Here is a 13071-nt window from a genome sequence, read left to right on the forward strand (position 1 = left end):
GGGGAGGCCGACGGAGGGACGCGGGCCCCGGGACCGGCGCCGGGGACGTGGGGTGGGGCCGCCGGGATACCGCCGGCCCCACCCCACACCCTTGGCGGAACGGCGCACCCCGCGCGGCCGGACAGCCGCGTACGGCGGGAAGGGGCCGTGTCGGAGGTGTCCGCCCGCAGCGGTTGGCGCGTCAACGCCCCACCCCTCTTCAAGTGACCGATTCCGCGCCGTTCGGAGGACGGACACCCCCCGGCGCGGCCCCGCCGCCCACACAACCGACCGCGCTACGCGCACCCCACCGGACCCGCACAGGCCGCCGCAGGCATCCCGCCCCCTCAACCGCCGCAGGCACCCCACCCGCTCAACCCGCCGCACGCCCCCACCCGCTCGACCGCCGGAGGCGCCCCCCACCCGCTCAACCGCCGGAGGCACCCGCCCGGTCCAGCAGCCCCGTCCGCGCCGCCAGTGCCGCCGCCTCCAGGCGGGAGCCCACGCCGAGCTTCATCAGCACGCGCTGGACGTGCGTACGCGCCGTGGACGGGGCGATCCCCATACCCGCCGCGATCAGGCGCGTGTCGTCCCCCTCGGCGACCCTGACCAGGACCTCCACCTCCCGGGGCGTCAGCATCTGCAGCAGCCGCTGCCCCTCGTCGTCGGGCTGGGCCGCCGGATTCAGCAGCTCACCGAAGGCGCCCTGCAACAGCGACGGCGCCACCGCCACCTCCCCGGCCCGCGCCTTCATGATCGACCGCTCGACGCCCTCGATCCGCTCGTCGTGCCGGACGTACCCCGAGGCGCCCGCCGCGAACGCCGCCGCGATCCCGCGAGGGTTCGGCACCGGTCCCAGGACCAGCACCGCCACCTGCGGACGCTCCCGCTTGATCCGCACCACCGGATCGAACATCCCCGGCTCGGCCGGTGTCGCCGTTCCCAGCAGGCACACCTCCGGCGCCCGGCTGATCACCAGCTCCGCCGCACCCGCGGCCGGCGCCGCCGCGGCGAGCACCCGGTGCCCCCGCAGCTTCAGCGCCGAGGCCAGCGCCTCGGCGAGCAATCGGTGATCGTCGACCACCATGAGCCGTACTCCCATAGAGCAACCCCCCAGTCACCCAGACCCCCGGCACGGCCTGCGAAGGCCCGCTGCTCCCCGCCCGCGGTCCCGCCCCGACCCCGCCCTCCATGCCCCCGGAAGCTACACGCTAGTCCGACGTCGCGCTGCCCCTACCGGTGATAACTGCCCCGGATCGCCGAAATCCCCCGCAATACGGCCCCGTCCCTGAACAGGAACGGGGCCGCGGGGGTCCGTCGGAGCGCCGAGCGGACTCGGCGGACTCGGCGATTTCAGCCGCTGGTACCGAACGCGATCACCAGGTACTCCTTCTCGTCGGGGCTGGTGGGCTCACTGGCGTACACCTCCGCCATGTACAGGTGCCCCTGCGAGTAGAGGATCTCGGAGTACTCCGGCGACATGCCGGCCTCCACGTCCCGCACCGCCTCGGTCGCCGGGTTCTCCAGCAGCTTGGTCTGCTTGAAGGTCCCCCCGTCGATGCTCACGATCTGGCCGCCCTTGTCGTACGGCGGGCGCTTGTACGCGATCACGTTGGCACCGTCCATGCGGAGCGGGGTGATCGTGTAGTCGACGCCGGCGTCGGCGCGCTGCCCGGTCTGCTTCCCGGTGGCCAGGTCGAAGGCAACGATCTCGTTGGTACGGCTGTACGACTCGCCGCCGCTCTCGTGCTCCTCCGTCGGGATGTAGAGCCGGTCGTTGCCGACCGCGAGGCCCGAGCAGTGCTCGACCTCCGTGATGCCGTCGCACTCGGCCGCGAACTGATCGCCCGGCGCCAGGATGCGGGCGCGCAGCTTGCCGGTCTTGTTGTCGATGGAGAAGAAGTCCGAGATGCCGCTGCCGTCGCCGGCGGACTTGCCGACGTCGGCGGCGACGACCAGCGGGTTCGTCGACACGATGCTCGCGTACTCGATGCCCTTGGCCATCGGGTACTCGGAGATCACCTTCCCGCTCTTCGGGTCGATGGTCTGGATCTTCAGCTCCTGGGCGTCGTACGTGCCGCACCTGCGCACCGCGACCAGCTTCTCGCCGCCGCCGTAGCCCGCGTCCTGGCAGGTGTCGGTCGTCTTCGGGGACCACAGGACGGTGCCCTTGGCGATGTCCCAGGCGACGCCGCCGTCATTGCTGCCGGCGGCGACGGTGCCTCCGCTGATGGTGACGTTGTTGAAGGAGATCGGCTGGTCACCGGCGGTCTTCGTCCACAGCGTCCTGCCCGCGTCCAGGTCGATCAGCGCGACCTGGGAGCAGCCGTGCGAGCGCTCCGCCTTGGTCGGCATGGCGGGCTGGTGGACGATGACCGTCTTGTTGTCGTCGGTGACGTGCCGGCCGGCCGTGCAGACGGGGCCGGCGAGCTTGATCGTCCACTTCTTGCTGCCCTTGTCGGGGTCGTAGCCGACGATCTCGGCGATGCCGCTCTTGGCGTACACCTTCTCGGTGAGCCACGAGCCGGAGACGTCGACGCTGTCGTCCTCCTTGCTCACCGCGGGCGCGGGGACCTGGAAGAGCACCTTGGAGGCGGGGTCGGCGGGCACCTTCTCCTCGCCCCCGGAGGACGTGCCGCCCCCGCCGCCCTTCTCGTCGGTGCCGCCCTCACCGCCGTTGCCGCCGGAGGAGCTCGCGGTGTCGTTCTTGTCGTCGTCCTTGCCGGCGGAGCCCGCGTACCAGACACCGCCGCCGATGATCAGCGCGATCGCCACGACGGCCGACACGATGATCGCCATCTGCGCGTTGATCTTCCGGCCGCCGCCCGGCGCGCCGGCCTGAGCCTGCATCGGCACGGTCGCCTGCGGGTAGCCGTAGCCGGGCTGCCCCGGGTGACCGGGCTGCCCCGGCTGGCCGTACGGCGGCGTCGGCTGCCCGTAGGGCCCGGGCTGCTGCGGCTGCGGCTGCCCGTACGGGCCGGGCTGCTGGCCGGGATAGCCGTACCCGGGCTGGGGCTGCGGCGGGGCCTGCGGATATCCGTACCCCGGCTGCGGCGACCCCGTCGGCGGGGTCGGTGGCACCGCGGGCGCCTGCGGCGGCGTCTGCGGGTACCCGTAGCCCGGCGCGGGGGACCCGCCGGGGCTCGGCGCCCCGCCCGCGGGCGGGGCCGGCGGCTGCGGCGGTTCGTTCTGCGGCGGGCCGAACCCTCCCCCCTGCGGGGGCTGGTGGGACGGCGGGGGCGGCGGCTGGGTCATGACGTGAGTACCTCGGGGAACGGGGACGACGGGGACGGCCGGGCGGACCCGCCGGAGCGGACGGAGCGCACCGGACGGGCGGAGCCGGCGAAGCTGAAGGAGCGGGCGAAGAAGGTCACTTGCCGAAGGCGAGCATCAACTTCTCCTTCGATTCGTCGTTTCCGGTCAGGCGGGTGGTGGAGATGTAGAACCGCCCGTCGACCCAGTCGATGTCCTTGGAGTAGAAGTCGCCCTCGATGTCCGCCACGCCCTGCGGGTTCTGCATCAGCTTGGCCGGCGTGTGGCTGCTGCCGCCGGTCGCGATCGACACGATCTGGCCGCCCGCGTCGTAGGAGGGCTGCACGTAGGCGATGAGCTGGTCGCCCTCGGTCTTCATCGGAATCATCGTCTCGTCCGCGGGGGACTTCGCGCGCCACTTCTCCTTGCCGGAGGCGAGGTCGATCGCGACGATCTCGTTGGCGCCTCCGGTCGCCTCGGTCGGCAGGTAGAGCGTGCCCGCGGCGACGACGACGCCCGCACAGCCCTGGAGGTCGCGGTCGAGGATGGCCCAGCCGCACTCGGGGGCGAAGTCCTCGTCGACGCCGACCTGTTGGAGGACCGTGCCCTTGGCGGTGAAGGTGGAGATGTTCCAGACCTTCTTGTCCTCGTTGGTGGCGTAGACGACGAGCGGGTCGACGGAGTAGGTGCGCTCGACCCGCCAGCCCTTCCCGTACTTGTAGGTCCACAGGACCTTGCCGGTCTTCGGGTCGAGGCCCTGTACCTCGTCGTGCTCGTTGTTGCCGCCGGCGCCGCAGGAGGCGACCTGGACGATCGTCTTCGGTCCGGTCGCGAAGCCGGCGGGGAAGCAGGCGTCGCCGTACCGCTTCTTGTCGTAGAGCTTCTTGCCGCTGGTGACGTCGTAGGCGGAGCCGGACTGGGAGCGGCCGACCATCAGGATGTTGCCGCTGACGTTCAGCTCGACGGAGAGGGTGGTGTCGAAGAGTTCGCCGTCCTCGACCTCCCCCTTCCAGCCCTTCGCTCCGGTGGCGAGGTCGATCTCCTGCATCTGGTTGCACTTGGCGCGGTCGCTGGAGCCGCTCATGTGGACGACGACGATCTTGTCGGCGGCCGTCTTCTCCGGGGTGACGGCGCAGATCCTCTCCGGGAAGGTGATCGGCTCCCAAGAGGGCTTGCCGTCACCGACGTTGTACGCGACGAGCTGCTTGTACGCCGCCTTCACCACGGTCTTGTCGGTGATCCACATGCCGGGGGCGTCGGCGCCTGATCCGGGGGCGTCGGGCGCCTCCTTGTACCAGAGCACCTTGGACTCGCCGGCCTGGCGGCCCTCGTTGAGGTCCTCGGGGTCCTCGCCGCCGTCACCGCGGCCGTCACCGGGGTCGACCGGGGCGTCGCCGGAGCCGGAGGGCTTGGGGTCGTCGCTCTTGCCGGCGACGGGCTTCTTGTCCTTGTCGCCGCCGCTGTTCGCGGTGACCGCCCACACGCCGCCGCCGATGACGAGCAGGGCCGCGACGGCGGCGCCCACGGCGAGGGCGGGCTTGCCCTTGAAGGGGTTGCGGGACCCTGAGCCGCCGGGCGGCGGGGTGCCGGGGGCGCCCGGGAACTGCGGCTGCGGATAGCCGTAACCGGGCTGCCCGCCGTACGGGCCCGGCTGCTGCGGCTGGGCGTACGGCCCTGAGCCGTACGGACCGGGCTGCGCGTACGGTCCCGGCTGACCGGGCTGTCCCGGCTGCGGCTGCTGCGGGTAGCCGTACCCCGGCTGCGACGGCGCCTGCTGCGGGTAGCCGTACCCCGGCTGCGGCGGCGGACCGGACGGCGGGCCCTGCGGGGGCGGCGGGGTCGGTGCCCCGAAGCCTCCCGGCGGTGGATCCTGCGGTGCTCCGAAGCCACCCGGCTGCGGCGGCTGGTTGGGCGGCTGGCTCATCAGCGCGTTCCCCCTTATAGCTACTGATTTCTAGCCACGATCCGAGGTACGCGCCGGCCCCCGGAGTCGTCGAAACGGCAATCACTCAGACAGTTCTCGGACGGCCTTTCTATCACCCGGGCCGGACGGCACACCGGGCCGCGCCCTCCCCTGTACCCAAGGGAGGACCGGCCCGTGATGCCTCTGTTACGCGTTGGCGGGCCCGGGGGGATCCCCCCGGAAAGCACAGCACGCCCCCTTCACGCGTCGCGCGCCCCGCCTGCGAAGGGTCAGGCGTCCTCCGCCAGTTCCAGCCAACGCATCTCCAGCTCCTCGCGCTGACCGGCCAGTTCGCGCAGCTCGGTGTCCAGTTCGGCCACCTTCGCGAAGTCGGTGGCGTTCTCGGCGATCCGCGCGTGCAGCTTGGCCTCCTTCTCGGAGACCTTGTCCAGCTGCCGTTCGATCTTCTGCAGTTCCTTCTTGGCGGCACGCACGTCGGCGGCGCTCTTCTCGGGCACCTCCGCGGCCGGCTTCGCCGCCGGGGCCGGGGCGTTGGCCGCGGCGGCCTCCTCCATCCGCTTCCGCCGCTCCAGGTACTCGTCGATGCCGCGCGGCAGCATCCGCAGGGCGCCGTCGCCGAGGAGGGCGAAGACCCGGTCGGTGGTGCGCTCGACGAAGAACCGGTCGTGGGAGATGACGATCATCGACCCGGGCCAGCCGTCGAGCACGTCCTCCAGCTGGGTCAGGGTCTCGATGTCGAGGTCGTTGGTGGGCTCGTCGAGGAAGAGGACGTTGGGCTCGTCCATGAGGAGGCGGAGCAGTTGGAGCCGCCGCCGCTCACCGCCGGACAGGTCACCGACCGGCGTCCACTGCTTCTCCTTGCCGAAGCCGAACGTCTCGCACAGCTGCCCGGCGGTCATCTCGCGGCCCTTGCCGAGGTCGACGCGCTCACGGACGCGCTGCACGGCCTCCAGCACCCGCCAGGTGGGGTCGAGCTCGGCGACCTCCTGGGAGAGGTAGGCCAGCTTGACGGTCCTGCCGACCTTGACGTGCCCGCCCGCGGGCTGCTGCTCCCCGTCGCTGAACGCGGCGTTCGCGAGGTCCCGCAGCAGGGAGGTCTTGCCGGCGCCGTTGACGCCGACGAGGCCGATGCGGTCGCCGGGGCCGAGCTGCCAGGTGACGTGCTTGAGCAGCACCTTGGGACCGGCCTGGACGGTCACGTCCTCCAGGTCGAACACGGTCTTGCCGAGCCGGGACGACGCGAACTTCATCAGCTCGCTGCTGTCCCGGGGCGGCGGCACGTCCGCGATCAGCTCGTTGGCGGCCTCGACCCGGAAGCGCGGCTTGGAGGTGCGGGCGGGGGCGCCGCGCCGCAGCCAGGCCAGTTCCTTGCGGACGAGGTTCTGCCGCTTGGTCTCCTCGGTGGCGGCGATGCGCTCGCGCTCCGCACGGGCGAAGACGTAGTCGGAGTAGCCGCCCTCGTACTCGAAGACGTCGCCGCGCTGCACGTCCCACATGCGGGTGCAGACCTGGTCGAGGAACCACCGGTCGTGGGTCACGCACACGAGGGCGGAGCGCCGCTCGCGCAGGTGCTGGGCGAGCCAGGCGATGCCCTCGACGTCGAGGTGGTTGGTGGGCTCGTCGAGGACGATCAGGTCCTGCTCGTCGATGAGCAGCTTGGCGAGCGCGATCCGGCGCCGCTCACCACCGGAGAGCGGCCCGATGACGGTGTCCAGGCCCTGCGGGAAGCCCGGCATGTCGAGCCCGCCGAACAGCCCCGTCAGTACGTCCCTGATCTTGGCGTTGCCCGCCCACTCGTGGTCGGCGAGGTCGCCGATGACCTCGTGGCGGACGGTGGCGGCGGGGTCGAGGGAGTCGTGCTGGGTGAGGACGCCGAGGCGCAGCCCGCCGGAGTGGGTGACCCGGCCGGTGTCCGGCTCCTCCAGCCTGGCGAGCATCCGGATCATGGTGGTCTTGCCGTCGCCGTTCCGCCCGACGACACCGATGCGGTCCCCTTCGGAGACGCCGAGGGACACGCCGTCGAGGAGTGCACGGGTGCCGTACACCTTGCTGACGTTCTCGACATTGACCAGGTTGACGGCCATTTCTCTCCTGACTGGGGGACGATCAGCCTTCAAGCGTAGGCCCTTCGGGGGGTGGGGTGACGCGGACGAGGGTCGTCACTCTTCGTGGTGACGCATGTCGGACCGTCCGGCTACGGTGGGGAGCAGGCAGCAGGATCCCGTCCATGGGAGGAACCATGACCGCCGAGCCCGTAGAGCACCGTCGCCGCCAGCAGTGGCCGATGCCGCCCGTGGACGGTTACACCGTGGACGACCTGTTCACACTGCCTGATCTCCCGCCGCACACCGAGTTGATCGACGGGAGCCTGGTTTTCGTGAGTCCGCAGCGCGCTTTTCACGCCGACGCGATCGACCTTCTGGTCAGTGGCCTTCGGCAGTTCGTGCCGCCGGGTTTCAGGGTCAAACGAGAGATGACCATCATCCTCGATCAGCGCAACGGCCCCGAGCCCGATGTGAGCGTCATCCGAACCGACGCCATCACCGGACCGGGCCAGACGAGCTATGCGGCGAAGGACGTCCTCCTCGCCATTGAGGTCGTCTCCCCGGATTCGGAATCGCGTGACCGCACGACGAAGCCGCAGAAGTACGCGGCTGCGGGAATCGCGAGCTTCTGGCGCGTCGAGCAGGGCGGATCAGGCGGCAGGCCCATCATCCACGTATACGAACTCGATCCGATGACCGGCGCCTATGTACACATGGGCATGCACCGTGAACGGATCAAGGTCGACAAGCCCTACTCCATCGACATCGATCTGACCGCCATCGACGAGCTCTGACCCCGGCCAAGCCCCTCAGACCACCGTCGCCCCCGCCGCCGCCCCCACCGCCGTACGCACGTCGCGGCACGTCCCCGACGCCCGCAGCACCCCGGCGATGTCGGACGCCGACCTGGCGTCGGCCGCGAGGAAGGCCGTCGTCGGCCCCGAGCCCGAGACCAGGGCCGCCAGCGCGCCCGCCGCCCGCCCCGCCGCGAGGGTGTCGGACAGTTCGGGGAAGAGGGACAGCGCGGCCGGCTGGAGGTCGTTGGTGACGGCGACGGCGAGCGCGGCCGGGTCGCCCTTGGCGAGGGCGTCGAGCACGGACTGCGCGGCGACCGGCTCCGGAATGTCCAGGCCCTCCCCCAGCCGGTCGAACTCGCGGAAGACGGCCGGCGTGGACAGTCCGCGCGACGCCATCGCGAACACCCAGTGGAAGTCGCCGCCGACCTCCAGCTCCGTCAGCTTCTCGCCCCGCCCGGTGCCGAGCGCGGCCCCGCCGACCAGGCTGAACGGCACGTCACTGCCCAGCTCGGCGCAGATCGCGAGCAGCTCGGCGCGCGAGGCGCCGGTGCCCCACAGGGCGTCGCAAGCGACCAGCGCGCCCGCGCAGTCCGCGCTGCCGCCCGCCATGCCGCCGGCGACGGGGATGTCCTTGGCGATGTGCAGGTGCACGTCGGGCTCGCGGCCGTAGCGCTCGGCGAGGGCGAGTGCGGCGCGGGCGGCGAGGTTGGTCCGGTCGAGGGGGACCTGGTCGGCGTCCGGGCCCTCGCAGGTGACGCGGAGTCCGCCGTCGGCCGGGGTCGCGGTGATCTCGTCGTACAGGGAGACGGCGAGGAAGACGTTGGCCAGGTCGTGGAAGCCGTCGGGGCGGGCGGCGCCGACCGCGAGCTGGACGTTGACCTTGGCGGGGACGCGGACCGTCACGCTCACGTGCTCGTCACTCCTCGTGTTCGGCGTCATGACGCTCGGCGTCACGACGCTCGGCGATATGCGCGAACTCTTCCACGGTCAGCGCCTCTCCGCGCGCCTGGGGCGACACGCCCGCGGCGACGAGGGCGGCCTCGGCGGCCGCCGCGGAGCCGGCCCATCCGGCGAGGGCGGCCCGCAGGGTCTTGCGGCGCTGGGCGAACGCGGCGTCGACGACGGCGAAGACCTCGCGCCTGGACGCGGTGGTCTTCAGCGGCTCGGCCCGCCGGACGAGTGACACGAGGCCGCTGTCGACGTTGGGCGCGGGCCAGAAGACGTTGCGGCCGATGGAGCCGGCCCGCTTGACCTCGGCGTACCAGTTGGCCTTCACGGACGGCACGCCGTACACCTTGTTGCCGGGTCCGGCGGCGAGCCGGTCGGCGACCTCGGCCTGCACCATGACGAGGGTGCGCTCGATGGTCGGGAAGGTGTCGAGCATGTGCAGGAGGACGGGCACGGCCACGTTGTACGGCAGGTTGGCGACCAGCGCGGTCGGGGCGGGGCCCGGCAGCTCGGTCACGTGCATCGCGTCGGAGTGGACCAGCGCGAAACGGCCGGCGCGCTCCGGCATCCGGGCGGCGACGGTGGCGGGGAGGGCGCCGGCGAGCACGTCGTCGATCTCGACGGCGGTGACCCGGTCGGCGGCCTCCAGCAGGGCCAGGGTGAGCGAGCCGAGACCCGGTCCCACCTCGACCACCACGTCGTCGGGGCGTACGTCGGCGGTGCGGACGATACGGCGGACCGTGTTCGCGTCGATGACGAAGTTCTGGCCGCGCTGCTTGGTGGGGCGTACGCCGAGGGCTGCCGCGAGTTCGCGGACGTCGGCGGGACCCAGGAGGGCGTCGGGGGTGGGGCTGCTCACCCCGCAAGGGTAGCCGGGGGCGCGGAGGCGCCGAGGAGCGCGGAGGCGTCGGGGCCGACGGGGGGTGCCGGGGCGTCACGGCGGGGGCCGGGGTGACGCCCCAGGGGGTGCCGGGGCGTCGCCGCCGGGGGGGGTGCCGCGGTGCCGCCGCGGAGGGGCGCGGTGTCGCCGCGGAGGGGCGCGGTGCCGCCGTGGGGGGCGCGGTGCCGCCGTGGGGGGCGCGGTGCCGCCGTGGGGGCACCGCCGGTCACTCCCGCAGCCGTGCCCCGCAGTGCGGCCAGGAGTCGGCGCCCCCGCGTACGTACAGCTTCTTCGCGCGGTACGTCTGCTCCTCGGCCGGCGCGTCCTCCGGCCGCCCCTCGCCGCCGAGGCTGTGCCAGGTGTGGGTGTCGAACTGGTAGAGGCCCCCGTACGTCCCCGAGGGGTCGACGGCGTCCGGGCGCCCGCCCGACTCGCACGCGGCCAGGCCTTCCCAGTTCAGGTGGTCGGCGCCCCGCACGGACTTCGGCCGGGCGCGCGTGCCGACCAGCACGATCTGCGTCCTCGGTTCACGCACCACCTCGGTGCGCAGCCGGCGCGGCTTGCCCCGGACGCCGTTGACGGTGCGCAGCGCGTACGTGGTCCGCCGCAGCCCGGGCAGGCCCGCCTGCTGGACGACCTCGGTGCCCCGGTAGAGGGAGGAGTCCTCGACCCTGCGCACGGCGAACGGGATCGGGTCCTCGCGGACCTCCTCGGAGCCGGTGATCCGCAGCACCGTGACGGTCTGCCCGTCGCGGGGGAAGCCGGTCGCCGGGACGGACGTGGTGTCCTGGCCGCGCAGGGTGACCCCGGCCTCCTCGACGGCCTCGCGCACGGTCGCCGCGTTGGTGCGGATGGTGCGGGCCCGGCCGTCCGCCATGACGGTCACCACCCGCTCGGTCCGCACGTTCAGGGTGAGGCCCTCCCGTCCGATGCGCCGGGAGCCCTCGGTGGACAGGTACGCGCCCTCCGTGCGCACGCCGAGCCGCCTCAGCGCCCCCTCCACCGTCTCCGCGGTCGTCCACACCTGGCGCCGGCGGCCGTCGAGGGTGAGCAGGACGGGCCGCCCGTAGTGCACGGCGACCTCCTCACCGCTGGTCAGCGGGGTGGCGGGCGCGGGCACGATCACGTCGTGGGTGCCCACCTCGACACCCTCCTCCGCGAGCAGCTCGGTCACGTCGTCGGCGAAGGTGTGCAGCGTGCGGGGTGTGCCGTCGACGGTCAGCTCGACGGCCTTGTCCTTGGCGACGAAGGCGGTGGTGCCGCCCGCGAGGAACGCCAGGACCAGCGCGCGCGGCAGCAGTCGGCGCAGGGAGCCGTCCCCGCGCCCGGCGTACCGCTCCCGGCGCCGGCGCGCGGCCCGCCCCTCGCCGGGTGCGGGAGCCGCGCCCGGCGAGGGAGCCGGGGCGGGGGTCGGCGCGGGAGCCGGGGCCCGCGCGGCGCCCTGCCGGGGCGGCGGGGACCCGGTCACCTCGCGGGCGGACCGGTAGCCGCCGTCGCCGTACGCCGGGGTCGGCGCGCTGTGCACGTCGTACGGTGCGTGCGACGCGCCGATCTGGTGGGCCTCGAAGGCCGAGAACTGCGTTCTGCTCACACCGACACGCTCCAGGGTCCGGCTCGGGCCCCAGAACCTAGCGGAGCGGTCGTCACTATCCAAAGCGGAGCGACTACGCTGCGTGGCGAGTCGCCGCTCAGTAATCGAAGGCGCGGGCGGTGTTCGCCGCCAGGGCGGTCGCCAGCGTGTCCTCGTCGACGCCCCGCACGCCGGCCATGGCGCGCACCGTGACCGGGATCAGGTAGGGCGCGTTGGGCCGCCCCCGGTAGGGCACCGGTGTCAGGAACGGCGCGTCGGTCTCCACGAGGACCAGTTCCAGCGGGGCCACGGCGAGGGCGTCGCGCAGGTTCTGGGCGTTCTTGAAGGTGACGTTGCCGGCGAAGGACATGTAGTACCCGGCGCGGGCGCAGATCTCGGCCATCTCCGCGTCGCCGGAGTAGCAGTGGAAGACGGTGCGCTCGGGGGCGCCCTCCTCCTTGAGGACGCGCAGGACGTCGGCGTGGGCGTCGCGGTCGTGGATGACCAGGGCCTTGCCGTGCCGCTTGGCGATCTCGATGTGGGCGCGGAAGGACCTCTCCTGGGCCTCCTTGCCCTCCGGGCCGGTGCGGAAGTAGTCGAGGCCCGTCTCGCCGACGCCCTTGACCTGGGGCAGCGCGGCCAGCCGGTCGATCTCGGCCAGCGCCTCGTCGAGCGCCGCGTCCCCGCCGGGCCCGCGCGCCCCCTGCCGGGACCATCCTCCCCCAGCCCCAGGGGGCTGGGAGGTGCCCCCAGGGTCTCCGTGCACGATGCGCGGCGCCTCGTTGGGGTGCAGGGCGACGGTGGCGTGCACGGCGTCGTGCGCCGCCGCCGTCTCGGCCGCCCAGCGGGAGCCCGCGAGGTCGCAGCCGACCTGGACGACCGTGGTTACACCCGCCGACGCGGCCTTGGCGAGGCCTTCCTCCACGGTGCCCGACTGCATGTCGAGGTGGGTGTGGGAGTCGGCGACCGGCACCCGCAGGGGTTCGGGGAGCGGGGGCGCGTCGTTCTTGTCGGACCGGCCCGAGGAGGCGTTCGAAGGCATACCCCGATCCTACGAAAGGCCCCGCGGGCCCCGGCGGGGTCAGCCCGCCCGGCGGTGGAGGTGGAGGGCGTGCAGGACGTCGCCGAAGTGCCAGTGCCGGTGCCGACGCTCCGCCGAGGGCCCGGTGGACCCCGTGAACCCCGTGGACCCCGTGGACCCCGGAACCACCGGTACCTCCAGCGGCCCGGCCGGCGGCACCCGGTGCTGCTGTCCGGGCCCGGTGCCGCGCGCCGAGGCGACCCGCCCCGGCCGCATGATCCGCACGACGTGGTTGTCGCAGCCGGCGCAGGTCGGCCGGGTCAGCGGGGAGGGCACGACACGGCCGTCCACGACGTAGAGCACGAACTCCTGACCGGCGCCGTCCTTGTGGTGCTCGATCTCGAAGGCCTGCTCCCAGCCGTTGCCGCAGCGCATGCAGGCGAAGGAGTACGACTCGTGGACGACGGCGGTGGCGCCGGCGCGCAGTCCGGTCCGTGCCGCGCTCTCACTCATGCTCATCCCGGCTCCTTCGGTTCGCTGGCCGTTCCGCCCGCTCCTTGCTCCAGTGGACTCCTCCGCCGACGGGAACGCACCGGATCTGCCGAGTGTTTGAGCCGATTTGGGGTGCCCTTGACACAAAGGCGGGGAGGTCAGG

The 13071-nt window shown here is 72.9% G+C and carries 10 protein-coding genes; 1 reads left to right on the plus strand and 9 read right to left on the minus strand.

Annotation, left to right across the window (positions count from 1 at the left end):
* Positions 1-406: 406 nt before the first annotated feature.
* The 4 genes from ACZ7G3_RS16830 to ACZ7G3_RS16845 all read right to left on the minus strand — a co-directional run bounded on the left by ACZ7G3_RS16830 (position 407) and on the right by ACZ7G3_RS16845 (position 7239).
* Positions 407-1081, minus strand: a complete 675-nt coding sequence (locus ACZ7G3_RS16830) for a helix-turn-helix transcriptional regulator (RefSeq protein ID WP_470926290.1) — start codon at positions 1079-1081, stop codon at positions 407-409.
* 251 nt (positions 1082-1332) lie between these two features.
* On the minus strand, positions 1333-3234 hold the full coding sequence (locus ACZ7G3_RS16835) for an outer membrane protein assembly factor BamB family protein (protein ID WP_470926292.1): 1902 nt from the start codon (positions 3232-3234) through the stop codon (positions 1333-1335).
* A gap of 115 nt (positions 3235-3349) precedes the next feature.
* Entirely contained in the window at positions 3350-5155 is a 1806-nt protein-coding gene (locus tag ACZ7G3_RS16840) for an outer membrane protein assembly factor BamB family protein (protein WP_470926294.1), read from the minus strand.
* A 269-nt stretch (positions 5156-5424) separates the two neighbouring features.
* Positions 5425-7239 (minus strand): ABC-F family ATP-binding cassette domain-containing protein, encoded by a 1815-nt coding sequence (locus ACZ7G3_RS16845; protein WP_470926296.1) that lies wholly within the window; start codon positions 7237-7239, stop codon positions 5425-5427.
* A 155-nt stretch (positions 7240-7394) separates the two neighbouring features.
* On the opposite strand from ACZ7G3_RS16845, the gene ACZ7G3_RS16850 reads away from it, so the two are divergent.
* On the plus strand, positions 7395-7994 hold the full coding sequence (locus ACZ7G3_RS16850; protein ID WP_470926298.1) for a Uma2 family endonuclease: 600 nt from the start codon (positions 7395-7397) through the stop codon (positions 7992-7994).
* Between the two features lie 15 nt (positions 7995-8009).
* Here ACZ7G3_RS16850 and ACZ7G3_RS16855 read toward each other — a convergent pair whose 3' ends face one another.
* The 5 genes from ACZ7G3_RS16855 to ACZ7G3_RS16875 form a co-directional block, all read right to left on the minus strand.
* The gene (locus ACZ7G3_RS16855; RefSeq protein ID WP_470926300.1) at positions 8010-8906 is read right to left on the minus strand and encodes a 4-(cytidine 5'-diphospho)-2-C-methyl-D-erythritol kinase; all 897 of its coding nucleotides are present in this window, start codon (positions 8904-8906) and stop codon (positions 8010-8012) included.
* A 7-nt stretch (positions 8907-8913) separates the two neighbouring features.
* Complete coding sequence (gene rsmA, locus ACZ7G3_RS16860) at positions 8914-9804, minus strand: 16S rRNA (adenine(1518)-N(6)/adenine(1519)-N(6))-dimethyltransferase RsmA (protein ID WP_470926302.1); 891 nt, start codon at positions 9802-9804, stop codon at positions 8914-8916.
* A gap of 247 nt (positions 9805-10051) precedes the next feature.
* Positions 10052-11416 (minus strand): ubiquitin-like domain-containing protein, encoded by a 1365-nt coding sequence (locus ACZ7G3_RS16865; RefSeq protein ID WP_470926304.1) that lies wholly within the window; start codon positions 11414-11416, stop codon positions 10052-10054.
* A gap of 97 nt (positions 11417-11513) precedes the next feature.
* On the minus strand, positions 11514-12437 hold the full coding sequence (locus tag ACZ7G3_RS16870; protein ID WP_470926306.1) for a TatD family hydrolase: 924 nt from the start codon (positions 12435-12437) through the stop codon (positions 11514-11516).
* A gap of 39 nt (positions 12438-12476) precedes the next feature.
* Positions 12477-12929 (minus strand): hypothetical protein, encoded by a 453-nt coding sequence (locus ACZ7G3_RS16875; protein ID WP_470926459.1) that lies wholly within the window; start codon positions 12927-12929, stop codon positions 12477-12479.
* Positions 12930-13071 lie beyond the last annotated feature (142 nt).

This window comes from Streptomyces sp. NPDC037271 (genome assembly GCF_055603605.1).